General features: G+C 38.7%; 27 protein-coding genes. 14 read left to right on the top strand and 13 right to left on the bottom strand.

The window, feature by feature from the left end; translation table 11 throughout:
- Nucleotides 1-44 precede the first annotated feature (44 nt).
- From rluB to P20495_RS17240, 4 genes are all read right to left on the bottom strand, one after another.
- Nucleotides 45-914, bottom strand: a complete 870-nt coding sequence (gene rluB / locus P20495_RS17255; protein WP_002959716.1) for a 23S rRNA pseudouridine(2605) synthase RluB — start codon at nucleotides 912-914, stop codon at nucleotides 45-47.
- Nucleotides 911-1,501 (bottom strand): SMC-Scp complex subunit ScpB, encoded by a 591-nt coding sequence (scpB, locus tag P20495_RS17250; RefSeq protein WP_007375387.1) that lies wholly within the window; start codon nucleotides 1,499-1,501, stop codon nucleotides 911-913. Before scpB ends, rluB begins: the two co-directional genes overlap by 4 nt.
- Before the next feature lie 151 nt (nucleotides 1,502-1,652).
- Nucleotides 1,653-2,174 carry an EF-hand domain-containing protein gene (locus P20495_RS17245; RefSeq protein ID WP_008134081.1) on the bottom strand — a complete coding sequence of 174 codons (522 nt, stop codon included), beginning with the start codon at nucleotides 2,172-2,174 and terminating at the stop codon, nucleotides 1,653-1,655.
- Nucleotides 2,175-2,398: 224 nt separating this feature from the next.
- Nucleotides 2,399-2,830: a hypothetical protein gene (locus P20495_RS17240; protein ID WP_008134083.1), complete on the bottom strand. Its 432-nt coding sequence runs from the start codon at nucleotides 2,828-2,830 to the stop codon at nucleotides 2,399-2,401.
- A 240-nt stretch (nucleotides 2,831-3,070) separates the two neighbouring features.
- On the opposite strand from P20495_RS17240, the gene xthA reads away from it, so the two are divergent.
- The 3 genes from xthA to P20495_RS17225 are packed head-to-tail and all read left to right on the top strand — an operon-like array spanning nucleotide 3,071 to nucleotide 5,327.
- Complete coding sequence (xthA, locus tag P20495_RS17235) at nucleotides 3,071-3,877, top strand: exodeoxyribonuclease III (protein WP_007375390.1); 807 nt, start codon at nucleotides 3,071-3,073, stop codon at nucleotides 3,875-3,877.
- Nucleotides 3,878-3,882: 5 nt separating this feature from the next.
- On the top strand, nucleotides 3,883-4,530 hold the full coding sequence (locus P20495_RS17230; protein ID WP_007375391.1) for an energy-coupling factor ABC transporter permease: 648 nt from the start codon (nucleotides 3,883-3,885) through the stop codon (nucleotides 4,528-4,530).
- Nucleotides 4,527-5,327 (top strand): putative RNA methyltransferase, encoded by an 801-nt coding sequence (locus P20495_RS17225; protein WP_007375392.1) that lies wholly within the window; start codon nucleotides 4,527-4,529, stop codon nucleotides 5,325-5,327. Before P20495_RS17230 ends, P20495_RS17225 begins: the two co-directional genes overlap by 4 nt.
- 38 nt (nucleotides 5,328-5,365) lie before the next feature.
- Here the strand turns inward: P20495_RS17225 and yfbV are convergent, their stop codons facing one another.
- A complete protein-coding gene (gene yfbV, locus P20495_RS17220; protein WP_007375393.1) occupies nucleotides 5,366-5,812 on the bottom strand; it encodes a terminus macrodomain insulation protein YfbV in 447 nt (148 codons plus the stop codon).
- Between the two features lie 285 nt (nucleotides 5,813-6,097).
- Here yfbV and P20495_RS17215 point away from each other — a divergent pair, with 285 nt between their 5' ends.
- The 7 genes from P20495_RS17215 (at nucleotide 6,098) to P20495_RS17185 (ending at nucleotide 12,774) form a co-directional block, all read left to right on the top strand.
- Complete coding sequence (locus tag P20495_RS17215; RefSeq protein WP_008134088.1) at nucleotides 6,098-7,312, top strand: acetate kinase; 1,215 nt, start codon at nucleotides 6,098-6,100, stop codon at nucleotides 7,310-7,312.
- Nucleotide 7,313: 1 nt separating this feature from the next.
- Nucleotides 7,314-9,467 carry a phosphate acetyltransferase gene (gene pta, locus P20495_RS17210; RefSeq protein WP_007375395.1) on the top strand — a complete coding sequence of 718 codons (2,154 nt, stop codon included), beginning with the start codon at nucleotides 7,314-7,316 and terminating at the stop codon, nucleotides 9,465-9,467.
- Between the two features lie 233 nt (nucleotides 9,468-9,700).
- Nucleotides 9,701-10,087 carry an ACT domain-containing protein gene (locus tag P20495_RS17205; RefSeq protein ID WP_008134089.1) on the top strand — a complete coding sequence of 129 codons (387 nt, stop codon included), beginning with the start codon at nucleotides 9,701-9,703 and terminating at the stop codon, nucleotides 10,085-10,087.
- Between the two features lie 3 nt (nucleotides 10,088-10,090).
- Nucleotides 10,091-10,588 carry a PTS glucose transporter subunit IIA gene (locus P20495_RS17200; protein WP_008134090.1) on the top strand — a complete coding sequence of 166 codons (498 nt, stop codon included), beginning with the start codon at nucleotides 10,091-10,093 and terminating at the stop codon, nucleotides 10,586-10,588.
- 4 nt (nucleotides 10,589-10,592) lie between these two features.
- Nucleotides 10,593-10,937 carry an ArsC family reductase gene (locus tag P20495_RS17195; protein WP_008134091.1) on the top strand — a complete coding sequence of 115 codons (345 nt, stop codon included), beginning with the start codon at nucleotides 10,593-10,595 and terminating at the stop codon, nucleotides 10,935-10,937.
- On the top strand, nucleotides 10,937-12,067 hold the full coding sequence (dapE, locus tag P20495_RS17190; protein WP_008134092.1) for a succinyl-diaminopimelate desuccinylase: 1,131 nt from the start codon (nucleotides 10,937-10,939) through the stop codon (nucleotides 12,065-12,067). Before P20495_RS17195 ends, dapE begins: the two co-directional genes overlap by 1 nt.
- Nucleotides 12,067-12,774, top strand: a complete 708-nt coding sequence (locus P20495_RS17185) for a M15 family metallopeptidase (RefSeq protein ID WP_008134093.1) — start codon at nucleotides 12,067-12,069, stop codon at nucleotides 12,772-12,774. Before dapE ends, P20495_RS17185 begins: the two co-directional genes overlap by 1 nt.
- A 2-nt stretch (nucleotides 12,775-12,776) precedes the next feature.
- Here the strand turns inward: P20495_RS17185 and P20495_RS17180 are convergent, their stop codons facing one another.
- The 4 genes from P20495_RS17180 to P20495_RS17165 all read right to left on the bottom strand — a co-directional run bounded on the left by P20495_RS17180 (nucleotide 12,777) and on the right by P20495_RS17165 (nucleotide 15,920).
- The gene (locus P20495_RS17180) at nucleotides 12,777-13,646 is read right to left on the bottom strand and encodes a DMT family transporter (RefSeq protein WP_008134094.1); all 870 of its coding nucleotides are present in this window, start codon (nucleotides 13,644-13,646) and stop codon (nucleotides 12,777-12,779) included.
- 39 nt (nucleotides 13,647-13,685) lie between these two features.
- On the bottom strand, nucleotides 13,686-14,459 hold the full coding sequence (locus P20495_RS17175; protein WP_008134096.1) for a DNA-binding domain-containing protein: 774 nt from the start codon (nucleotides 14,457-14,459) through the stop codon (nucleotides 13,686-13,688).
- A complete protein-coding gene (locus P20495_RS17170; RefSeq protein WP_007375403.1) occupies nucleotides 14,456-15,286 on the bottom strand; it encodes a DUF692 domain-containing protein in 831 nt (276 codons plus the stop codon). Before P20495_RS17170 ends, P20495_RS17175 begins: the two co-directional genes overlap by 4 nt.
- Nucleotides 15,287-15,461: 175 nt before the next feature.
- Nucleotides 15,462-15,920, bottom strand: a complete 459-nt coding sequence (locus P20495_RS17165; protein WP_007375404.1) for a hypothetical protein — start codon at nucleotides 15,918-15,920, stop codon at nucleotides 15,462-15,464.
- A gap of 224 nt (nucleotides 15,921-16,144) precedes the next feature.
- Between P20495_RS17165 and P20495_RS17160 the strand changes: the two genes are divergently transcribed.
- From P20495_RS17160 to P20495_RS17145, 4 genes are all read left to right on the top strand, one after another.
- Nucleotides 16,145-17,509 (top strand): COG3014 family protein, encoded by a 1,365-nt coding sequence (locus P20495_RS17160; RefSeq protein ID WP_008134098.1) that lies wholly within the window; start codon nucleotides 16,145-16,147, stop codon nucleotides 17,507-17,509.
- Between the two features lie 8 nt (nucleotides 17,510-17,517).
- A complete protein-coding gene (locus P20495_RS17155) occupies nucleotides 17,518-17,943 on the top strand; it encodes a YcfL family protein (RefSeq protein ID WP_007375406.1) in 426 nt (141 codons plus the stop codon).
- An 11-nt stretch (nucleotides 17,944-17,954) separates the two neighbouring features.
- The gene (gene lpoB / locus P20495_RS17150) at nucleotides 17,955-18,575 is read left to right on the top strand and encodes a penicillin-binding protein activator LpoB (protein WP_007375407.1); all 621 of its coding nucleotides are present in this window, start codon (nucleotides 17,955-17,957) and stop codon (nucleotides 18,573-18,575) included.
- Nucleotides 18,576-18,753: 178 nt separating this feature from the next.
- The gene (locus P20495_RS17145) at nucleotides 18,754-19,221 is read left to right on the top strand and encodes a glycine zipper 2TM domain-containing protein (RefSeq protein ID WP_008134100.1); all 468 of its coding nucleotides are present in this window, start codon (nucleotides 18,754-18,756) and stop codon (nucleotides 19,219-19,221) included.
- Nucleotides 19,222-19,597: 376 nt separating this feature from the next.
- Here P20495_RS17145 and P20495_RS17140 read toward each other — a convergent pair whose 3' ends face one another.
- The 4 genes from P20495_RS17140 to P20495_RS20095 form a co-directional block, all read right to left on the bottom strand.
- Nucleotides 19,598-20,815, bottom strand: coding sequence for a pyridoxal phosphate-dependent aminotransferase (locus P20495_RS17140; protein WP_008134102.1), 1,218 nt, complete (start codon nucleotides 20,813-20,815; stop codon nucleotides 19,598-19,600).
- Nucleotides 20,816-20,920: 105 nt separating this feature from the next.
- Complete coding sequence (locus P20495_RS17135) at nucleotides 20,921-21,265, bottom strand: Hpt domain-containing protein (protein ID WP_008134104.1); 345 nt, start codon at nucleotides 21,263-21,265, stop codon at nucleotides 20,921-20,923.
- Nucleotides 21,266-21,724: 459 nt separating this feature from the next.
- Nucleotides 21,725-22,633 (bottom strand): DMT family transporter, encoded by a 909-nt coding sequence (locus tag P20495_RS17130; protein ID WP_008134106.1) that lies wholly within the window; start codon nucleotides 22,631-22,633, stop codon nucleotides 21,725-21,727.
- Nucleotides 22,617-23,247, bottom strand: a 631-nt coding sequence (locus tag P20495_RS20095; protein WP_033015043.1) for a 2OG-Fe dioxygenase family protein, incomplete at its 5' end; no start/stop codon positions are given. The genes P20495_RS20095 and P20495_RS17130, both read right to left, overlap by 17 nt.

Here is a 23,247-nt window from a genome sequence, read left to right on the forward strand (position 1 = left end):
GCCGCAATTAGCGGCTTTTTTGTGTTAAATAAATAACTAATTGACTATTTACGTTTAGTCGGCTTAACACGTTGATTGTGTTTTTTAACTGCTTTACGGATTTGGTTGATTTTAGCGCGTTTATCTTTGCGCTTTTCTGGCATAACAGAAAGCTTAGTCTGCGTCTCCCGACCTAATTTAACGGTTTTACGTAAATAGTTTACCGTTTCTAGATCATACTCCATCCAACCACCTTGCGGTACGCGCTTATCTAGCTCCAATTTACCGTAACGAATACGAATAAGACGAGATACTTCCGCATCTTGAGATTGCCATAAACGGCGGACTTCGCGGTTACGCCCTTCATTTAACGTTACGTTAAACCATCGGTTAACACCTTCGCCACCCATTGGGGTTACAGTCGTGAATTTGGCTGGGCCATCTTCAAGCTCAACACCACGTAGTAGGTTTTTAACCGTTTCGTTGGTTACTTCACCAAATACACGTGCAGAGTATTCACGTTCTACTTCATAACTTGGGTGCATTAAACGGTTTGCTAGCTCACCATCATTAGTAAACAGCATCAAACCTGATGTATTAACGTCTAAGCGGCCTACTGCAATCCAACGATCGCCATCAATACGAGGAAGTCGGTCAAATACAGTACGACGCCCTTCTGGATCTTTACGTGTACTTAGCTCACCTTCTGGTTTGTTATACATAATTACACGACAAATTCTATCTGCTTTTTCTTCAATTTTCACAGTGTGTCCGTCAACACGAATTAAGTCTGTTTCCTCAACACGGTCGCCTAACTTTGCCACTTTACCGTTTACACTAACGCGGTTTGCATCAATGTATTTTTCCATTTCACGGCGCGAGCCTACGCCTGCACGGGCTAGGACTTTTTGTAACTTTTCACCTTGTATACTCATTCGGATGGTTCTCTCACAGAAGGATCACTTAATAACTGGTTAATTTTACTTTGCTGCTCTGTTGGCAGTGCTGGTAAATTATCTAAACCTGTTAACGAAAAATAATCTAAAAATTGTTTTGTAGTTGCATATAAAGCCGGTTTACCCGGAACCTCTTTATGCCCTACCACTTTAACCCACTCTCTTTCGAGTAAGGTTTTTATAATATTCGAACCCGTAGTAACTCCCCTTACTTGCTCAATTTCGCCACGTGTAATGGGCTGCCTGTATGCAATAAGCGATAATGTTTCCAGTAAAGCACGTGAATACTTAGGCGCACGTTCTTGCCACAAATTATTTAACCAAGGGCTTAAACTACTACATGCCTGAAAGCGATAACCACTGCCAACTTCGACTAGACGAATACCACGAGTTTGAAAATGTTCTTGTATAGTGTCTATTGCGTCGTTTATTCGCGCCATAGAAATAGCTAAATCTATTAATACTACGTCTTTAAGGTGGCGCTTACTAACAGGCTTATCTGCAACAAAAATAGCTGCTTCAATGATCTCAACTAGTTGTTCATCACTAATTCGCCGACCCGCCATACACACTCTTAACAAATAAAAATACACAGCCATCTATTATGACAGAACAACACCAAACTAGGAAAATATATCTACTAAATAACTAGATTTTAAACACAAAAAAGCCAGTGATTATCACTGGCTTATAATTTACTCTTTAAAACAACAAATATTAGCTGCGTTTAATTGCTTCTAGTGCGTCATCTTCAGCTACTGCATTACCGTATTTTTTAATGTAACCCTTAAACTCGCTTTTACTGATGCGCTTATCTTGGTTTTCATCCATATAACCAAAATGATTTGAAATATCATCATCGTTGCCTTCAGCAATCGAAATATAACCGTTGCTATCATTATCTAAACTTGAAAAACTACTCTCAATTTTATCGAACTTAGCTATTTCAGCTTTAAACGCTGATTCACTTACGTCACTATCAGTCGCCACTTTACCTGCATTAAGCTGCATGTAGGCGTTAAATTCTTTACGGCTAATTTCATTATCCATATTGGTATCAATATTCGAAAAATGCTCCCAGATGCTATCATCATCCGCTTCGACTTTTGAAGTGTAGCCATCGCTGTCGTTGTCCAGGCTTGCAAAATCACTGTCTATTTTCTCAAGGCCTTGATTTGAAGAACAAGCCGCGAGGCTCAAAGATGCTAAAATTGTTGTTGCTAATGTTAACTTTTTCATAAGACGTGTCCTTGTAATTAAATAAATGTCACTTTAGCTAATACAATTCGGATGCCAATGTTAATTAACTAATTAAAATCAAATAGTTACAAATAAAAAGAGCATTTAACAAACAATTTCAATAAGTTATATCTGAAAACTTTGCAAAGTGCTTTGTAATTTTTGCAAAAAAAAAGCCCAGTATATATAAATATACTGGGCATGCTTTTCAAATTTTTGTGTTATTAAATAGCCGCATTTTGATAACGTTTTACAAAATCAGTTACTTTTTGACCATTACACTTTAGAGAGTTTAAATTACCGATTTTTTGACGAACTGGCGCTAAACCTTGTTTCAAAGCAGTCATACACAGTTGTGTTTCTTGTTGAGTGTCTTTAGCAAACACTTCAACTTTAGTTTTAATCACTTCAGTAGTTGTTCCTTTTTTAGCAATATCACGAATATCTTCGCCATTACACAAAATACTTTGTGAAAAGCGTGATAAAAACACACCATGCTGGGCTGCTTCTTTACGAGCGGCAGAAAAGCCTTCATTGGCACTTAATACACACAATTTAGATTCTATTTTATTATCTTTACTAAAATACGAATTACTTTGTGCCGAGACCGTAGTTGATGCTAAAAGTGCTGCAGCTAAAATTAGTTGTGTTTTCATGTGAGATCCTATTTGAACGAGCTTATTGAGTGATTTCGCGCATTATATAACCTACTTTTTAGATATCAATTGAATTTTTTATTTATTTAACAAATTAATATAGCATTAACAATGTTTAAACTTTAAGCACCATTTGGTCAACAATTATGCAGCGATTTTCTCCATTTCAGTCATGTTATGTACGCGTAAATACTGATACAATTTGGTGCATTAAATAGAACCAATTTTAAGGTAAATTCAATGAAAGTGATTTCTTTCAATATCAATGGTCTGCGTGCTCGTCTTCATCAATTACAAGCAATTATCGATAAACATCAACCAGACGTAATTGGACTGCAAGAGATTAAGGTTCATGATGAGGCGTTCCCACTAGAGGATGTGCAAAAAATGGGATACCACGTTTATTACCATGGTCAAAAGGCACATTATGGTGTGGCTATGTTATGCAAGAAAGAGCCTAAATCGGTCTTAAAAGGATTTGCTACCGATACAGAGGAATCGCAAAAACGCATGATAAGCGTTACTGTAGAGCAAGAAAACGGTCGTGATTTAACCGTAATGAATGGTTATTTCCCGCAAGGCGATAATATCAATCACGAAACTAAATTTCCTTATAAACGCCAGTTCTATATTGACTTGATGACTCACCTTGAAACAAACCATACACCCGATCAAGATATAATTGTTATGGGCGATATCAACATATCACCTACCGATTTAGATATTGGTATTGGTGAAGTAAATGCTAAACGTTGGTTAAAAACGGGTAAATGTTCTTTCCAACCGGTAGAGCGTGAATGGCTTGCAACATTACTTAATTGGGGCTTTAAAGACACCTTTAGAGAACAAAACCCAGAAACAGACGATCAATACTCATGGTTTGACTATCGCTCTAAGGGGTTTGTAGATAACCGAGGACTTCGAATAGATGTAGTACTTGCAACTAATGAGCTTGCAGCACGCTGTATAGATACTGGTATTGATTACGAACTGCGCGGTATTGAAAAACCCTCAGATCATGCCCCTATATGGTCAACATTTAAGTAATTACTATGCTCAGCATAACAATACAAGGGCTACTTTGGGCCCTTGTAATTATTATTGCCCTACTAAGCTTTGATAAAAAAACATATAAAACATTGCTTAATACGCCAGCCCGTCAAACTGGCGTGCTTGCATGTGCGTTAGTGTTTGCAGTGCTTTGGCGAATAAAAGCAGGAATTTTAACTGGCCTCGATTTACACATATTAGGCGTTACAGCTGCAACATTAATTTTAGGCTGGCGATTGACTATTTTAAGTAGCCTACTTGCCACAGCCCTACTGACTGCATTTGGTCAAATTGAACTTGAACTGTTACCAGTTCAACTGCTTATTGGTGCGTTTATTCCTATTTTACTAAGCTACCTTGGCTTTATAATTAGTTACCAGTATTTACCTCGTCATTTTTTTGTTTATATATTTGTTTGTGCGTTCATAACTGCAGGGGTTATAGCCTGTATAAAAATAAGCCTAGGTGCTTTATTTTACTTAGCTATAGGGCAATACAATTGGCAAGAACTCGCAGATAACTACGTTTATTTAAGTGCCATAATTTGGTTTCCTGAAGCAATGCTCAACGGTATGGCTATAACAGTTATGATCACCTATCGCCCGCATTGGGTAAAAACTTTTTACGATAAGGACTACCTAGACTCATGAGTCTACAATATCAATGCCCACTGTGTAACCACGCACTTTTGAAAACTGATTCAACACTTCGTTGTGCTAACAACCATAGCTTTGATGTTGCTAAAGAGGGCTATGTTAATTTACTGCCTGTGCAACAAAAAAACTCAAAACAACCAGGCGATTCGCTTGAAATGGTACAAGCTAGGCGTGCATTTTTAGAGCGTGGCTATTATGGCTTTTTGCAACAAAACCTTAGCGATATAATCAGTAATATAAGTGCAAATACTATTATTGATTTGGGATGCGGTGAAGGGTTTTATACTCAAGCAATAGCAAGTAAAACAAACGCAGTTGTGTACGGCGTCGACATTTCAAAATCTGCGGTTAAATATGCAGCAAAGCGCTACCCTAATTGCAACTTTAGTGTAGCATCAATTAGCCAAGCGCCTTTTGAAAGCCAATTTGCTGATGTACTTGTTAGCGTATTTGCACCTTTGTTTGAGCAAGAGCTTGAGCGCCTTGCAAATCAAAGTGCAACGTTAGTGGTTGCAAGCCCAGGTCCTTGTCATTTAAAAGAGTTAAAGTCGTATATATATTCAAAAGTAAACGAACATACTGAAATATCTTCGCCAAAAGGGTTTCAAAAATCAGAGCAAGCTCTTTTAACAGAGCATGTCGCGCTTAGCTTTACTGATATTAAAAACTTAATAATGATGACGCCATTTGCATGGAAGTTCAGGCCAGAACATTGGGAAGCACTCAAGGAGAAAGGCGAGCATACTGTCACCTTGTCATTTTACATTACGCAGTTTACAAAAACTGCATAATCAAATTTGGGGTTATTTAGGCGTAAGTTTAACGACGTCTAAAATTGCTCTTTCGTAAACGCTTTATCCATTTTATCAAACATGTCTTTAAGTAGACTCGCAAGCTCCAAATAACGAGGCTTTTTTTCGCTTAACTGCGCTTGATAACCGTTGGCAACCATTTTTGTATAAAGCTCGTGATACCACTTTTGCATGGCTGGCTCTAAAGGTGTTTGCGCGCGTTTACCTAGCCACAATAAGCCTTGCAACGGTAACGAGATAAAAAATAAAGCACTCGCAATAGCTTGCGGTAAGAAGTCTGGACCTAGGTAATTCAGCTGAAAAAATAACGTAAGCATGGCTAAAATAGGCATAACTGTGATCGCAAGATCAGTAGCTTTAATAACCTTAAACTCGATGAATAGAGGTGCTAGTTCTTTTCTCATTGGCCATTGTTTTGCATACAACCGCCCTGTTTGTACTTGTGACATCACACTTTTTTGCATCATGACTCCTCACAGTGACTCTATTAAAACACAATACTAAATTGATTATCTCTAAAGTGTAACACAATTTTAAGGGCTTTTACTTTCTCAGTAAAAGTGCTTAATTTTGCTGTTAAAGTGTGCAAAACACTAAACTAAATTCCATAACTGGGGTAAAATATTTCGCATTGATTCAGCTACATTTTAGTTTAGCTTAATTAAATGTTTTAGCCTTATTTATCACTCTGAGTGTAACGATTAATGTTTCACGTTCACTTACTAAATTTTGTTTATGGAAATGAATTTATGCCAACAACCTCCCCTAAGTCACAACACGTTTTAGTACTAAATTGTGGTAGCTCCAGCTTAAAATTTGCCATTATTGATGCAAACACGGGCCACGAAATTATATCTGGTCTAGCAGAGCGCTTAGGTGCAACAACTCCTTCTATAAAATATAAATTCAACGGTGCTAAAACTGTCATTAACTTAGTAGCAGGTCAAGCCCATGCAGAGGCAATAGATACGTTAGTAAGCCTAATAAAAGATCATAGCTTAGATGAGCAACTTATTGCTGTGGGTCATCGTGTTGTGCACGGCGGCGAGCATTTTACGCAATCTGTTTTGATTGACGAGAAGGTCATTGCGGGTATTACACAGGCAGCAACACTTGCGCCACTTCACGGACATGCTAATTTATTAGGCATTGCATCTGCACAGGCATCGTTCGAAGGCTTACCACAAATAGCCGTATTTGATACTGCGTTCCACCAAACGATGAATGAAGTAGCTTACCTTTATGCACTGCCATATAAGCTATATACAGAATTTGGCGTTAGACGTTATGGGTTTCATGGCACAAGCCACTTTTATGTTGCAGGCCAAACAGCAAAACTACTTAATCAACCTATTGAGCAAAGTAACTTTATCAGTGCCCACTTAGGTAATGGTTGTTCAGTGTGTGCTATTAAAAATGGTAAGAGTGTAGATACCAGTATGGGCCTAACACCACTAGAGGGCCTAATGATGGGCACCCGTAGTGGCGATATAGATCCAGGCCTGTTTAACTTTTTAACCACGCAGCTCGATTACACTGCACAGCAAATAGATAACTTGCTCAATCAAAAAAGTGGTTTATTAGGTATCAGCGAGCTTTCTAATGATTGCCGCACAATCGAAGAAGCGGCTGTTGCCGGTAATAAAAAAGCAATACTCGCGCTTGATATGTTTTGCTACCGTCTTTCAAAACAAATTGCCGCTTATATGGTACCACTACAACGCCTTGATGCGATTATTTTTACCGGCGGTATTGGCGAAAACTCTGATATTATTCGTGAAAAAGTAATCTCACAGCTTGCCTTTTTAGGACTCGATTGCGATCAACAAGCTAATCTTAATGCTCGTTTTGGCCAAGAAGGCATTATTAGCTCTTCACAGGCACGTAGTAAAGCCGTTGTCATGCCTACAAATGAAGAGTGGGTTATTGCACTTGATGCTGCAAACATAGCAAAGGAGCTTTAATATGGCGCGTCGTATTATGTTAATTCCTGTATCTACAGGTGTTGGTTTAACGTCGGTATCAGTTGGTTTAGTGCGTGCTCTTGAACAAAAAACAGTTAAAGTTAACTTTTTTAAACCAATTGCGCAGCCCCGCTCGGGTGAAACGGGCCCTGAAAAATCAACGCAAATAGTTACCCAAGGCTCACCGATTAACCCACCTACACCTTTTGCACTCGATTACGCAGAGCAAATGATTGGCGATGGCAAAGGTGACGACCTACTAGAGGAAATTGTTGAGCGTTTTGAGAGCAAAATAAACGACGATGAAGTAGCCATCATAGAAGGTATGGTCCCTACTCGTCGTCAACCTTACGCTGGACGTGTAAATCGTGAAATTGCACAAACACTTGGCGCCGACATTGTATTTGTACTCACCCCCGGTAATTACAGCATTACACAAATAGAAGACCGCCTTGAAATCGCAGCGGGTAACTATGGTGGAATTGACCACCCTCGCGTACTAGGCTGTATTTTTAATAAAGTAAATGCGCCACTTGATGAAGAAGGCCGCGCTCGCGCCGATTTAGTTGACACCTACAAACCAGAAGAGCTTGAAAACGAATTAAATCGTTTAGCGTCGTTACCTATTTTTAGAAAAAACCCGTTTATGCTACTTGGTGCAATCCCTTGGGATTTTGACTTAGTCGCACCTCGCGTAAAAGATTTAAGCGCGTATTTAAAAGCAACGATAATTAACGAAGGCGATATGCTGCATCGTCGTCTGCGTCGTATTACTTTTTGTGCGCGTACAGTGTCAAATATTTTAAATTACTTTACCCCTGGAGCCTTATTGGTAACACCAGGCGATCGCTCAGACATACTTGTTGCTGCGTGTTTATCAGCTATGAACGGCACTAAACTTGGCGCTATATTACTCACCGGTGGCTTTGAGCCAGAGCCACGTATTATGGCCTTGTGTGAGCAAGCTATGCAAACTGGCTTGCCTATACTCGCTACTGATGGCGATACATGGCGCACCTCGTTATTACTGCATAACTTTAATATGGAAGTACCAAACGACGACGACCAACGAATTGAAAAAGTAAAAGATCATAACGCTGAACATATTGATTCTGACTGGTTAGACACGTTAGCCAAAAGCGTAGGTAAAACACGTAAATTATCGCCTCCAGCATTTCGTTACTTGTTAACAGACAAAGCCCGTAAAGCCGGAAAAACAGTTGTGCTACCAGAAGGCAATGAACCTCGTACTATTAAAGCGGCTGCTATTTGTGGCCAACGCGGCATTGCTAAAACTATATTGCTTGGCGATCGCGAAGAAATAATGCGCATTGCAGAGCAACAAGGGATTGAGCTTAACGAACACGTAAGTATTATTGAGCCTAAAAGCATCATTAATGATTATATTGCGCCTATGGTCGAAATCCGAAAAAGCAAAGGTCTAACTGCCGTAGTCGCGCAAGAGCAACTGCAAGATAACGTCGTACTTGGCACAATGATGCTTGAGCAAGGTAAGGTAGATGGCTTAGTGTCGGGTGCAGTAAACACCACTGCCAATACAATTCGCCCACCACTGCAGTTAATTAAGACAGCGCCAGGATCATCGTTAGTATCATCCGTATTTTTTATGCTGCTGCCTGACCAAGTGTTAGTTTATGGTGACTGTGCGATTAACCCAGACCCTAATGCTGAACAACTTGCAGATATAGCGATTCAATCTGCCGACTCTGCTGCTGCATTTGGTATAGAGCCGCGTGTAGCTATGATCAGTTACAGTACGGGTACGTCTGGCACGGGCGCTGATGTAGAAAAAGTACGCGAAGCCACAAAAATAGCGCAGCAAAAGCGTCCTGATTTAATCATTGATGGGCCACTTCAATACGACGCAGCCATTATGGAAAACGTGGCACTTAAAAAAGCACCTAATAGCCCTGTTGCAGGTAAAGCGACTGTATTTATATTCCCTGATTTAAATACAGGCAATACTACCTATAAAGCAGTACAACGTAGCGCTGATTTAATAAGTATTGGTCCAATGCTACAAGGTATGCGCAAACCTGTTAACGACTTAAGCCGTGGTGCTTTAGTTGATGATATTGTGTATACCATTGCACTAACGGCCATTCAAGCAGCACAAGCTGAAGCACTTAATTAAACACCAACACTAACATGTGCTTTTTATAGCCTAGCTATTATTTATTTAATAATTAAATAGTTAGGCTATTTATACCCTGCAACCCCCATACTTATCCACAGAAATTGTGGGTAAGTTTTTCTACCTTCGGGAATTAACTCACTTACTATCAGGTTAGTTACTGTTACGCCTTTAATTTAAAGCTAATAATCTATACTATAAACCTACCGATATTGCTGTTTCGCAGGTTTTTAATGTCAAAACAAACATTACAATTACACAGCACCGTTTTATCTATACATAGCTTAGATATAGATGCCGACATACCTGCGGCGCTGTTAAAACTCCCGTTGTTTTTTATTTCTAAAACCTACGACGAACTTTCAATTGTATGCCCTAGTAGCTTTGAAATAAACAGCCTAGACACAGAGCCAAATTGGCAAGCACTTGAAGTTGTTGGCCCACTTGGTTTTTCGCTAACCGGGATAATGGCCAATATTTCGGGCGTATTAGCACGTGCTAAAATATCTATATTTTCAATTTCAACCTACGACACCGATTACATACTTGTAAAAAAGCAAACTGCACTTCAAGCTATTACGGAACTAAAAAAAGATGGCTACAATGTGGTGGCTGAATAAATTATGAAAGCACAAAAAGTAGAATATATTGCGCAAAACAAAATACCTCGTAACGCCATTAATATTACCAGCCCTTTTTCAGGCAAAGTACTGGAGCTAAATGAACATCCAGAACCTTTGTTTCGCTTTGGCACACTTGGGCCAGGTATTATAGTGCAACTAACTAACCATAAAATTCTAGCGCCCTTTGATGGCACTTTATTACAGGTAAAAAATGCAGGCACGGAGTTTATATTACAAGCAAAAAATGGGTTAAAAGTGTTAATCAACTTAACCATTCCAACATCGCAACCAATTACACACACTCATATAGCACAGCTCAATGGTAGCAAAATAATCAAAGGCCAACGCCTTGCTTATTTTGATTTACGAGAGCTTGATACTCCTATGCTTGCTAGCCTAATTTTACTAAATGGCCACAACCTTGGTACATTTCATTACTCTCACTCACTGGTACAAGCGGGTGAAGACACTCTATTAACTATTATTAAGAAGAATTAAATCTATGATTACCTTATACGGCATTAGCAATTGTGACACGATTAAAAAAGCTAAAAAATATTTAACCGATAACAATGTCGAATTTACTTTTCACGACTACCGTAAAGATGGCGTGAATGAGCAAATGGTGAGTGACTTTGCTGATAAGCTTGATTGGGAACAGCTTGTTAATAAACGTGGTACTACTTATCGTGCATTAACTGATGAGCAGAAACAAAGCTTAACTAAAGAGAGTGCTATTTCACTGTTAGTTGAACAACCTGCAATGATCAAACGTCCGGTACTCGTAAACAATGGCAGCTACCATTTAGGTTTTAAAGCAGTTCAATACGATGAGATTTTTAAATAATGACTGTTGACGTAATTGCACTCGCTCAAGCGCTAATCCAACGAGAGTCAGTAACCCCCGAAGATGCTGGCTGCCAACAAATGATGAACGATCGCCTTGCTGCGGTTGGTTTTAATATAGAGTCATTATTTTTTACCGACACACTTAACACTTGGGCTCGAAAAGGCACACAATCACCGCACTTTTGTTTTGCAGGTCACACCGATGTGGTGCCAACAGGCCCTGAAAAAAATTGGCAACATCCGCCGTTTTCAGGATTAATAAAAGACGGTCTCTTACATGGCCGTGGCGCTGCCGATATGAAAGGCTCACTTGCAGCAATGCTTGTAGCAACCGAGCGTTTTGTTACTAAGCACCCAGATCATAAAGGTTCAATTTCATTTTTAATTACTTCTGACGAAGAAGGTCCATTTGTAAACGGGACGACTCGTGTAATTGATACGCTAGAAGCACGCGGTGAAAAAATCGATATGTGCCTAGTTGGCGAACCTTCATCACGAGATGTACTAGGTGATGTTGTTAAAAATGGTCGAAGAGGCTCACTCACCGCTTTTTTAACCGTTAAGGGCGTACAAGGGCATGTAGCCTACCCTCATTTAGCACAAAACCCAATTCATCTAGCAACCCCTGCACTTACTGAGCTTAGCCAAACGGTGTGGGATAACGGAAATGAATACTTCCCTGCTACCAGCTTTCAAATTTCAAATATTAATGGCGGCACAGGTGCTGGTAATGTGATCCCGGGTGAACTAGAAATACAGTTTAACTTTAGATTTAGCACGCAAGTAACGCATGAGCAATTACAACAACGTGTAAATGACATTCTACAAAAGCATAACTTAAATTATGAATTAAGTTGGATAGTAAATGGTTTGCCTTTTATTACCGAGCACGGCCCCCTTGTTAATGCCACAGTCAATGCTATTAAATCGGTAACCGGTTTAACCACAAACCTAGAAACCACAGGTGGCACATCTGACGGGCGTTTTATTGCGCAAACAGGTGCTAAAGTAATTGAACTAGGGCCACGTAACGCTACTATTCATAAAGTAGATGAATGCGTAAGTACCGATGATTTAATAGCCCTTACCAACATTTACGAGCAAATATTAGAGCAACTTTTAACATAATGGATGCCACTCAACCAACACCAATAATGTGTATTACAGGGCAAAGTGATACACATTTAACTGATATACAAAATCATCGCTTGCACAGCGCTATTACTAGCGACTTTTTAGCACTACAAAGTGCAGCTCAAAAAGCGGGATTTGATCTTACTATTGCCTCAAGTTTTCGCGACTTTGAACGTCAGTCAATTATTTGGAATAATAAGTTTTTAGGTATTCGACCTGTTTATAATAAACAGCAAGAAATTGTAGATTTAACTAAGCTAAGCGAGATTGATAAATGTATAGCTATAATGCTCTACTCTGCACTACCTGGCGCAAGCAGGCATCATTTAGGGACTGACTTAGATGTGTTTGATAAAGCCGCAGTAAGTGATGATTATAAGCTACAGCTAACACCTGATGAATACCTGCAAGGTGGGCCGTTTGCACCTTTAAGTAACTGGCTTGATGACAACTTGGGTAAGTTTGGCTTTTATCGCCCTTACCAGCATGATTTAGGTGGCGTCGCACCTGAGCTTTGGCATATAAGCCATATTAAGCAATCACAATTATTAGTGAATAAACTTAGCGAGCAAGTACTTTTTGAATGTATAAAAAACAGTGAACTACAGGGCAAGCAGGCAATACTTGATAACTTACCTGCTATTTATACACGCTTTGTAACAAACGTAAGCACACCCCTAAAAGAAGGCTCGCTCAAATAATATTATGCCTTCTTTTTATTTAAAATAAATACCAGCACAGCGCCTAAAATTAACGCGCTTGCGACTACAAACTCCATTGTTACCTGCTCTGATAAAAACAAAACCCCGGCAATGGCTGCAAGTACCGGCACACACAACTGCACAACAGCAGCTTGGGTACTTTTAAGCAGTGGCATAGCTACATACCAAACACTGTAACCAATCCCAGATGCTATCGCACCCGAGGCACACGCAAGTAACACCCCTTCAATACTCATATTTTTTAAATAACTCATACCTACAAGTAATAAAACAGGGATAGCCACTAAGCTTCTTATAAAGTTAAACCCAGTAGTACGCAGTGGCGATACACACACTTTACCGCGAATACTGTAAATACCCCATGCTATACCGCTGAGTGCCATAAGTGATGCACCAAACAGTGAAGGCACTGCAGCGGATGGCAGCATTAAATATACAAAGCCGCCTAGCGCCACTATAAACGAGCACCACTGAAGCACACTTAATTGCTCTTTTTGATAAATACCCCAGCCAATCATAGTAAGTTGCACAGCGGAAAACAAAATAAGTGCGCCAGTGCCTGTATCGAGCTCTACGTAGGCAATCGAAAAACAAAGTGCATAAACCAAAAGGCTAATACTGCTTTGCCAGCTTCCTCTGTCACTTATAATAGCGGGGTTAAATGTGCCTTTACGTTTTAAATTATGGGTATAAATAGCCATTATAATGCCCAAACACGCTGCACCACTTAGTAAGCGAATAACTGTAAAGTTCCAAGCATCTATATAGCCTTCGGCTAAAGCCATTCTGCAAAAAAGAGAATTTGCGGCAAACGCAATTAAAGCAATGATTGTGTATATGGTGGCTTTCAAAAAAATTCCTTTGCAACAAAAAAACATTGTTGTTTAAACTTACTCGTTAATTAACCAACCACGTTCAAGCCACTGATTAATTTTAGTAATTAAAAACCCAGCGATTTGCTCACCAGGGAGCTCATTTAAACAGGATTGGCATAACTGTGCAAAGGGTGTGTTTTGTTTTAATAGATTCAGTAAGCGATGCTCTTGTTCATCAACGCTTAAATATTGTGTACGCCTGTCAATATCACGTGCAATAACCCAAAAGCGAGGTTCTGAGGCTATTGGTTCTGGCGGTGTTTGCTTTTCTTTTATTGCCTGCCAACTTTCAACCGCCAACGTATTAAACGCGACTAACTGTACACTTGGATGTAATTTTAATAGTAAATTTGGCCATTGCTGTGGTTCAATACTTTCAAGCTCTGATACATTGAGTAATGTCTTATCGCTTGCATCAAACGCGCTTAGCAATAGTCGTTCAAATTTGGCTATATCTGCAAGTATGGGGTAATCGTTAAAAGGAGTATTGGTGGCTAAGTAATCAGGTAATTTATCTGCAAAAATTCGTAGTGACGTATGAGTTGAAGGATATAAAGCTAAATAACCATCAACCATCATCTCAAATAAATCATCACCTAAGTAAATGCCCAACTGTTCGTGATCTTGTTCTACAACAGCTCTTAAACGAATTTTATAAGCGTTTTGATAAATAGAGAGTCGCTGTTGTGTGTTTAACTGCCCTTGCTGCGCAATTTGCTCGCTAATATCCGAACTTTCACCTTGCAGTAAATCCATAAACTGTTGTTGCAGCTTCGCTAAATCGCTCATGCTCTAATATCCCAAAACGGTTTCACTAGCGTTTTAGCATGCTCAAGCTCAGTTATTAAATCATCAAGGGAGCCAATATTATCATCGCGTTCAATCATAGTACTTACAGGACCTAATGTTTTTGCATACTGAGCATATAAGTCCCATACCGCATCTGGGACATCTTCATCATGAGTATCTATAATATGCGTACCAAAGTCTTGATGTCCTGCTAAGTGAATTTGCGCAATAGCAGTACTCGGAATAGCCGATAAATAATCCATTGCGTTAAAGTCGTGATTACGTGCACTTACATAAACATTGTTTACATCCATTAAAAACTTACAGCCAGTTTGCTTATGTAATTGCGCTAAAAATTCCCACTCACTCATTTGTGAAGCGTTGTATGTTAAATAACTCGACACATTTTCAAAAATCATCTCTCGGCCTAGGTAGTCCTGAACTTGCGATATTTTATTAGCTAAATGTTCAAGCGCCTCATTGGTGTAAGGCATTGGCAGTAAATCGTGGCTATTTATGCCGCCAACTTGAGTGAAGCATAAATGATCAGACACCCACTGCGGCTCTACTCTTGCAATGGTGTTTTTTAACTGATTTAAATAGTCTTTGTTGATTGCGTCTGTACTACCAATCGACATTGATACACCATGCATCACAATGGGGTAATCAGATCTGATTTTATTTAAATAATGCCAAGGTTTTCCACCGGCTACAAAATAGTTTTCTGAAATAATTTCAAACCAATCTACAGCTGGTTTCTCTGCAATAATTTGCTCAAAATGAGGGGCTCTTAGTCCCAAACCAAAACCTAAAAAACGATTTGTCATAAACTTCCTTAATAAGCCTGAATAATAAAATACATCGTTCAGGCTTATTTTATGCGTTCGATAAATTTTTATACCAATTGCATTAAATTAGTGATCTATTATAGCGCTAAGAAAATAACGCAATAAGTGTGCTATTTAATGCGATAAAAAGATCATATTTTTAATAAAATTGGTATTAGCTACCTACAGAACCACCAATGTCACCACATGCTTTTGCTGGCATTGATACAAAACCAGTCCCTTTACATGATGCATGTCCAGCGCACGCGTTATTAGCTGTTTTACAATCATTATGACCGCCACATACATTTACATCATTACAATGTACTAAATCAGCTTTAGCTACACTGCCAACCCATTTATCTTTTACTTTACCGCCAACGTCAGCACACGCTTTTGCAGGCATAGCTACAAAACCAGTACCTTTACATGATGCTTGACCAGCACATGCATTTTCAGCTGTTTTACAATCGTTATGACCGCCACACACATTTGCATCGTAACAATGAACTAAATCAGTTGTTGCGCCATTATTTGCAACAGAACTTGATGGTGATGTTTCTGCCTCTGTAGCATTACAACCAACTAAACCTGCAACCATTACAGCCATTGCTGCACCTGTGAACTTTTTCATTTTTTATTTCCTCTGAGTGATATAACAAATAGCTAGACCGTAAAAGCTAAATTACTATTTCAGTGTAGTTGATAAAAATTAATAGAATTCACGTTTTGTTCACCAGTGTGATCTTATATTTCTAGATTAGCAGGCAATTTTACTCTACGATTTTTTACAATATTTCACACATTTAGCTAAAAATAATATGTTAATGTATGTAGGTAAATTAAGAGGAGTGCGCAGTGCGCCTAAGTATAACTTTAAGCTTTTGTTTTATTTTAAGTGGGTGTAGCACAATAGGTTTTAGTGACCTATTTAATGACTATGCCACGCAAATGACACCAATAAGAAATGCGATCGAGAAAAATAATATCGAAGAAGCGCAATCCCTTATTGCTAATAATAGCACCCTGCACAGCAGCTACTTACTCAACCAACTCGAGCAAGCTCGTTTAAACGACTTAGCGAATACAGCAAATGATGCACAAAGCAAATTCGAGAATGTGTATACGCAAATGCAAAAAAAACGTGAAGCCGCCAAAATACAGGTAAGTGCAGGGCTTGAACAAAGTAATGCGTTATTTACTAACGACTCAGCCATTACCTATGTTCCACCTGCTTACGAAATGAGCATGCTTCATAGCTATAAAGCACTTAACTATGTATATAAAAATGATATTGAAGGCGCTTTAGTAGAAATTCGTAGAGCTAATAAAGTACAAGTTGATGCACTTGCAGAAAATCAAACTGAAGTAGACTCAACAATAAAAGAAGCGCAACAGCACTACCCGAGTATGAACAATGTAACCAGGGATGTAAAAAATGGCTTTCAAAATGCCTACACGTTTTACTTATCTGCTTTGCTTTACCAAAGTGCTAAACAATACGACGATGCTTATATTGATTATAAAAAAGCACTCGCTATACAACCTAACAATATTTATTTACAACAGGACGTAATACGCCTTGCTAAAAAACAAGGGTTTGCGCAAGACTTAAGTGAATTCAAAAAACGTTTTAGTGATGCGCCAACTATTTCTTCATCACAAGGCGAAGTGATTGTTTTATTTGAACAAGGCTTAGTACCAAAACAAGATGAATTTAAACTGCGCTTACCAATTTATTCATCACGTGGCGATGCACGCTTTTATAGCCTAGCAATGCCGGTATATAAAGATAACGCCTATGTGCGCCGTCTTAACACCATAAACATTGATGCACAAAGCTTAACGCTTAGTCCACTGGTACACATTGAAGCACTTGCAGCCAAAACATTAGAAGATCAAATACCTGCAAAAGTAGCTCGTCAAGTACTTAGGTTAGTGGCAAAAGAAAAAGTGCGTGCAGAGTTTGCTCGCAGCGCCGGTGATGTAGGTAACATAATTGCCAATATTTATAATTTGGCATCTGAGCAAGCTGATACACGCAGTTGGCTTACGCTTCCAAATCAAATAAGTGTTGCAAGGCAAAACCTAAATACAGGTGAGCATTCTCTGCATATAGGCACACAAGCGCCTATAAATTTCACCATTAGTAAGCAAGGGTTAACGTTAATTTACTTAACCTCTATCAATAACTACTTTAATTACCACGTAGTTCAACTTTAGGAGCCATCATGAAATACATAGCGCCATTATTAGCAGTACTAATGCTAAGTGCATGTTCAAGTAAACCGATTACATCCGGTATTTCTGTTGAACAAAATAAAAGCCAGTTTAATGAGCAATTACGTGTTGATAACCCAGCTTTAAGTAAAAAGCTGACTATAACTGACATAAAGACCCGTCAAACAAACCAGTTAACCGATGTGGTAGTGACACTTTCGAGTCAGTATAAAAAATCACAGTATTTACAGTATCAATTTAATTGGTTTGATAAAGACGGCTTTGTTATTAAAGGCAACCACTCACCTTGGCAAGCACTCACCTTATTTGGTTTTGCAAAAACACAATTACCGGGCTTAGCACCGAGCTCTGATGCAGTTACCTTTTCTTTAGCAGTAAGAGAAGTGTCTACCGAATCACAAGAATTTAAAGATTAAAGGAAACAACCATGATCATCAGTAACAAATTTAAAACAGCATCAACTTACGCTTTAGTTGGCTTGAGCGCTTTAGTATTAAGTGGCTGTGCTAATAAAGCCGTAGTAAGTTATGGCGATGCACAAGCAGTAGAGACAACCGATATTAATTTTGGCTCTACTGACTTACAAAAAGTAGCGAGCCAAATGACCGATTCATTACTCAGCTCACCCGTTGTTGGCACAATGACCGCTAATAAACGCCCTGTAGTATTTGTTGAGCGTATTAAAAACAAAACCAGTGAACACATTGATACTGAATCAATCACCGATTCAATCTCAACACAAATGCTACGCAGCGGTAAGTTCCGTTTTGTAGATATGACGCGTGTTGAGTCAGTACGTGAGCAATTAACTTTTCAGAACGAAGATGCCCTTGTTAACCCTGCTACAGCCGTTGCATTTGGTAAGCAAATTGGCGCGCAATATATGTTATACGGAAATTTATCAAGTATCGTTAAATCAAATGCCGATAAATCAGACGTATACTATAAATTTACGATGCGTCTAATGGATATGGAAAGCGGCCTAGTTGAATGGGCAGACGAAACTGAAATTCGTAAAACGAAAGAAAAATCAACCTTTGGCTGGTAGCTAATACCAATCAGCTTATATATGGGGTCTATTTAACGTTAAGAAAATTACGCTAGTACTAGACAAAGATTTTTGTATCTAGTGGTTCTAAATAAAAAATTTTTAACGACGTTATAGCGCAATTTAATTCGTTAAATTGATCAAAGATTTATGCAGGTTGGTATAAAAGGAGCAAGTTATGAAAGCAATTACTGTAATTATGTGCGCTTTACTTACAATAAGTGCGCCTACGTTTGCTAAATACGAGCGCAATAAAGCAGTTCCTGTGCAGCAAGTTTTATTTGGTGACGTAAAATCGGTCCGCAATATTACCGAACAAGAAATCATTCAAGACAAAAACAACGGCTGGAAAACTTTCGGCGGTGCATTACTCGGCGGTGTTGTAGGCAACCAGTTTGGTGGCGGTAGCGGCCGCACAGTAGCAACAATATTAGGCTCGGTAATTGGCGGCAGTGTTGCGCATAACAGGCAGCAGCAAAGTCATTATCAGCAAAATCATTTTGTAGAGTTATTAATACAAGTTGAAAACGGCGATCAGTTTATGGTTGTTCAAGATCAAGACCAATCAATGCGTTTTAGTAAAGGTGATAACGTAAGATTAGTTTACTTGAACGACAACACGGTGCGTGTAGATAAAGCGTATTAGGCCGTGCTGAACTTTGGTGATTAAATTTGCAGCGGCATGTTTGGTGTTTCGACAAGGCGGAACCTATGAACGGTGGTTGTTCCTCATAAATAGGCGATAACGCAGCATAAATGCCAAACATGCGCTGCCCGCAGGGTTCTGCCTAGCGGCAATTAACTCTTTGTTGCCTACATGGATGTAGGTAAGGGGCGTGAGCAGGACGCGGAAGCTTTGCTCGGTTTTTACTTAGCCCACTAGGTTACAAACCTCGCGTCGCGATTTAATAGCCCCTAGATTGAACAAATTTCAACCCAAAAAGTTCAACACGCCCTGCCAATATATTCATGACTAAAGTAAAAAACGAGCCAAATTTGGCTCGTTTTTATTTTTTAAATAACTATACTTGGCGATAGTCTTTAAAAAAGCGCTTCATTTTTAACATCGCATCCAATAAATCATCTTTGCTTGGTAAAAATACCAACCTAAAATGATCCGGCTCGGGCCAATTAAACGCCCTGCCATGCACAAGCAATATCTTTTCGGCTTTTAGCAAATCGTACATCATCTTTTCATCATCTTTAATGTTAAAAAGTGCTGTATCTACTTTGGCAAACGCATAGAGCGCGCCTTTTGGTTTTTTACAACTAATGCCTTCAATAGCGTTTAACCCGCGCCATGCTATATCGCGCTGCTCGTATAAGCGACCACCAGGGTTAATCAAATTATCAATTGATTGCACCCCGCCCAACGCTTGTTGAATTGCATATTGCGCAGGTACATTAGCGCATAAACGCATAGATGACAGTATTTCTAGACCTTTGCGTAAATCATCCATAACTGAGGTACGACCGCTTAGCACCATCCACCCCATTCTTAGCCCCGCTGCACGGTAGGTTTTTGCTAAACCATTAAAAGTAATGATTGGTACATCATCACACAGTGAGCCGATTGAAGTATGCGTTATACCATCGTATAAAATCTTTTCGTAAATTTCATCGCTCAATAACAGTAGTTTATGTTCACGCGCTATATCAATTAATTGCATTAACAAATCATCACTGTAAACCGCACCTGTCGGATTATTAGGATTAATTAATACCAGAGCTTTAGTTTTAGATGTTATTTTGCTTTTTATATCTGCAATATCCGGAAACCAATCTTGCTCTTCATCACATAAATAATGCACCGGATTACCACCCGATAATGTGACAGAAGCAGTCCAAAGTGGATAATCTGGAGCTGGAATAAGCACTTCATCGCCATTATTTAATAGCGCTTGGGTGATCATCTGAATAAGTTCGCTTACGCCATTACCAATATATATGCTATCTACATCTAAATTATGTAATCCACGTTGTTGATAGTGCTGATAAATAGCCACGCGGGCTGAATAGAGGCCTTTAGAGTCACAGTAACCTTGGGCTGAATATAAGTTGCGGATAATATCGCGGTGCATATCTTCTGGCATATCAAAACCAAAAGCAGCCGGATTACCTATATTCAATTTTAATACTTTTTGACCTTCGTCTTCCATTTTTTTAGCTTGTGCTAAAACCGGCCCACGAATGTCATAACATACACCTTCTAATTTGTGACTCTTTTTAATATCAGACATTTTTACCTCGACTAGTGAGTCTTTAGACTAACCTAGTAAAGGCGTAAAATGCCAGTGTATTTGATTACTTAATACTGAAATAAATTCACGTTTCAGCTTCAATAATTAGCGAGATGCTAACCATTCATTTAGCTTAGCTTGAGAGCCTGTTACTTGAGCCATTAAGCTATTAGATGCGTCGATAGCTTCAGCTAAGTTATCTAGGTTTAAATTTTGCTCAATAACACGCGATACTTCAGCAAGGCTTGAAGCGCCAAACTGCGCCGCGTTCGATTTTAAACTGTGAGAGTGACGAATAGCCGCTTCTCTGTCTTTACCAATAGTTGCTAAAACTTCAGAGCCTAAACGTTCAAACTCTGCGCAACAAAAATCAAGCGTGTCAGCAAACTGCTCACCCAATAACGATTCCATACTCTCTAATGCCGATGTATCAATATTTATCTCTGTCATTTTTATCTAAACCTCGTTACATGTAACAGTTATTAAGCCATTGTTTTATAAGAACAGTTATGATGTTACACTTTTAGTTTGAATTTTGGAGTTTAATCAGATAATTATATTCGTTTTACCACTTAATTACATCTCATTTTCTAGGTTAAAGAGTCCCTATGTGAACACTAATATTTTTCTCTAACCAGGTTCTAAATCTAGCACATTAATATTAACTCTTATCTTTAAAAGCTACTTCATATTATGGGCCATGAATATCTTAAACAGACACGTAAACATTACATTGTAATCTAAGAAAATTACAGTATAACTTTTATGTGCCTATTTCCTTTATAATAAACCACCACGCTTTCGCCTCCATAGCGAAATAGAAAATTATAAAGTTGTGGCCAGTATTACTTAAGCCACAACATTTTTAAGGTACTCAATTATTTACATGATTAGTGGAGTGTTTTTAGGCTACTGTGTTTTTTGCAGCGATGTAATTACTACACTAACAAAAATTAAACTACCGCCAAATATTTGTAATAATGTTAATGATTCATTTAGCCAAATTATGGCAAAAATGGCTCCAAATAATGGCTCGCTTCCCATTAATAAAGATACTCTTGTTGGTGATGTTCGGCGCACTGCATAGTTTTGTATATAAAATGCAAATAATGTACAAAATATAATTAGGTATGACATTATCAGCCAGAATTCAATTACAGTTGGGATAGATAACTCTGCCTCAGTTGAAAAGAGTGCTAATGCGATTAGGGAACTGATTGCTACGATGAATGACTGGATAGCAGTAAGAGAACGCGTTGTTATCTTTTTATTTTCAGTTGATCGCTTTGTTGTCGTCACCATTAATGCTCTAAACAACGCAGCCAATAGAATAAAGTAATCGCCTTTATTTAACACCAATTCAAACTCTTCACTACTAGTTAAAAAGAAGATCCCTAATACACTTGTGACAGTGAGGAGGATTAAAGCTTTTGATATCCTTTTCTTATTGATAATGGGCTCTGCAAGTGCAGTTAATACGATAGATAAGCTAATTAGAAAAGCTGCATTTGACGCTGTTGTGTGTAAGACTCCAAATACTTCACAATAAAAGATGGCTGATAGAATACACCCCGTAGGGATTGCAATTTTCCAGTCGTTATTCAAACCTTTACGGAAATCCGAGATAACCATTGGCAACATACAAAGAAAAGTTAAAGAAAAACGAAGTGCAATAAAAAGTAATACGCTAGTGTAAATTAGTACACTTTTAGTTAAGCCGTAACTAGTTCCCCAAAAAAGGGCTACCATCAATAGCATTAACTCAGTAATTGGAAATTTATAACGCGCTTTTTTATAAGTATTAGCTATTAAGTCCATTAGACTTCTCCTTTCGAGTAAAGGCAATAACAAGCACATCTCTATATGCTTCTTTATACCGTGTAGCTGGTTTTATTGGGGAGACTTGATGCATAGTTTTTTCATCATCTGCCATGATGATGTCAAGTGTTTCATTTAAAGTTACACTTGTAAGCGCCTCTTTATAATTGTTAGTGAGTAACGTAGAACCACCAATAATGTTATTCTTACAAACCATCATCGATGCAATATATGTAACCCCATTTCGATGTAACCCTTCTGGCGCAGGGTGACCCAGCTCTGCTTCAGTTGTTTTAATTCGATAAGGGTGTAGGCGTATACTCCAGTCTTGTTTTTTTCCTTCAGCAGAATCATAAACACTGCTCAATAAGCTAAGTACTTTCGTTAATACAGGCGAAGAAGTGAATTCATCTGTTAATGGATAGAAGTGACGTTCAATATCTCCGTTAAGAGAATTAATGTAGGATAGCTGGATATATGGAGCATGTGGTAAAATTGCGAAACCCTCGCTATTTGATTCTTTTGCAAGTTCCCCATAGCGGCGATAACGATATTTTCCACCATCAGCCATATAAGTATCGCGTTTTAATTCGTTCCAATACTCTTTGAATAGT

The organism is Pseudoalteromonas sp. BSi20495 (genome assembly GCF_000241185.1).
GTDB classification, from domain to species: Bacteria; Pseudomonadota; Gammaproteobacteria; order Enterobacterales; family Alteromonadaceae; genus Pseudoalteromonas; species Pseudoalteromonas fuliginea.

Bases quoted from the DNA above. Each gene is read 5' to 3' on its own strand.
- rluB (WP_002959716.1), bottom strand. From the start codon at position 914: ATGAGTATACAAGGTGAAAAGTTACAAAAAGTCCTAGCCCGTGCAGGC.
- scpB (WP_007375387.1), bottom strand. From the start codon at position 1,501: ATGGCGGGTCGGCGAATTAGTGATGAACAACTAGTTGAGATCATTGAA.
- P20495_RS17245 (WP_008134081.1), bottom strand. From the start codon at position 2,174: ATGAAAAAGTTAACATTAGCAACAACAATTTTAGCATCTTTGAGCCTC.
- P20495_RS17240 (WP_008134083.1), bottom strand. From the start codon at position 2,830: ATGAAAACACAACTAATTTTAGCTGCAGCACTTTTAGCATCAACTACG.
- xthA (WP_007375390.1), top strand. From the start codon at position 3,071: ATGAAAGTGATTTCTTTCAATATCAATGGTCTGCGTGCTCGTCTTCAT.
- P20495_RS17230 (WP_007375391.1), top strand. From the start codon at position 3,883: ATGCTCAGCATAACAATACAAGGGCTACTTTGGGCCCTTGTAATTATT.
- P20495_RS17225 (WP_007375392.1), top strand. From the start codon at position 4,527: ATGAGTCTACAATATCAATGCCCACTGTGTAACCACGCACTTTTGAAA.
- yfbV (WP_007375393.1), bottom strand. From the start codon at position 5,812: ATGCAAAAAAGTGTGATGTCACAAGTACAAACAGGGCGGTTGTATGCA.
- P20495_RS17215 (WP_008134088.1), top strand. From the start codon at position 6,098: ATGCCAACAACCTCCCCTAAGTCACAACACGTTTTAGTACTAAATTGT.
- pta (WP_007375395.1), top strand. From the start codon at position 7,314: ATGGCGCGTCGTATTATGTTAATTCCTGTATCTACAGGTGTTGGTTTA.
- P20495_RS17205 (WP_008134089.1), top strand. From the start codon at position 9,701: ATGTCAAAACAAACATTACAATTACACAGCACCGTTTTATCTATACAT.
- P20495_RS17200 (WP_008134090.1), top strand. From the start codon at position 10,091: ATGAAAGCACAAAAAGTAGAATATATTGCGCAAAACAAAATACCTCGT.
- P20495_RS17195 (WP_008134091.1), top strand. From the start codon at position 10,593: ATGATTACCTTATACGGCATTAGCAATTGTGACACGATTAAAAAAGCT.
- dapE (WP_008134092.1), top strand. From the start codon at position 10,937: ATGACTGTTGACGTAATTGCACTCGCTCAAGCGCTAATCCAACGAGAG.
- P20495_RS17185 (WP_008134093.1), top strand. From the start codon at position 12,067: ATGGATGCCACTCAACCAACACCAATAATGTGTATTACAGGGCAAAGT.
- P20495_RS17175 (WP_008134096.1), bottom strand. From the start codon at position 14,459: ATGAGCGATTTAGCGAAGCTGCAACAACAGTTTATGGATTTACTGCAA.
- P20495_RS17170 (WP_007375403.1), bottom strand. From the start codon at position 15,286: ATGACAAATCGTTTTTTAGGTTTTGGTTTGGGACTAAGAGCCCCTCAT.
- P20495_RS17165 (WP_007375404.1), bottom strand. From the start codon at position 15,920: ATGAAAAAGTTCACAGGTGCAGCAATGGCTGTAATGGTTGCAGGTTTA.
- P20495_RS17155 (WP_007375406.1), top strand. From the start codon at position 17,518: ATGAAATACATAGCGCCATTATTAGCAGTACTAATGCTAAGTGCATGT.
- lpoB (WP_007375407.1), top strand. From the start codon at position 17,955: ATGATCATCAGTAACAAATTTAAAACAGCATCAACTTACGCTTTAGTT.
- P20495_RS17145 (WP_008134100.1), top strand. From the start codon at position 18,754: ATGAAAGCAATTACTGTAATTATGTGCGCTTTACTTACAATAAGTGCG.
- P20495_RS17140 (WP_008134102.1), bottom strand. From the start codon at position 20,815: ATGTCTGATATTAAAAAGAGTCACAAATTAGAAGGTGTATGTTATGAC.
- P20495_RS17135 (WP_008134104.1), bottom strand. From the start codon at position 21,265: ATGACAGAGATAAATATTGATACATCGGCATTAGAGAGTATGGAATCG.
- P20495_RS17130 (WP_008134106.1), bottom strand. From the start codon at position 22,633: ATGGACTTAATAGCTAATACTTATAAAAAAGCGCGTTATAAATTTCCA.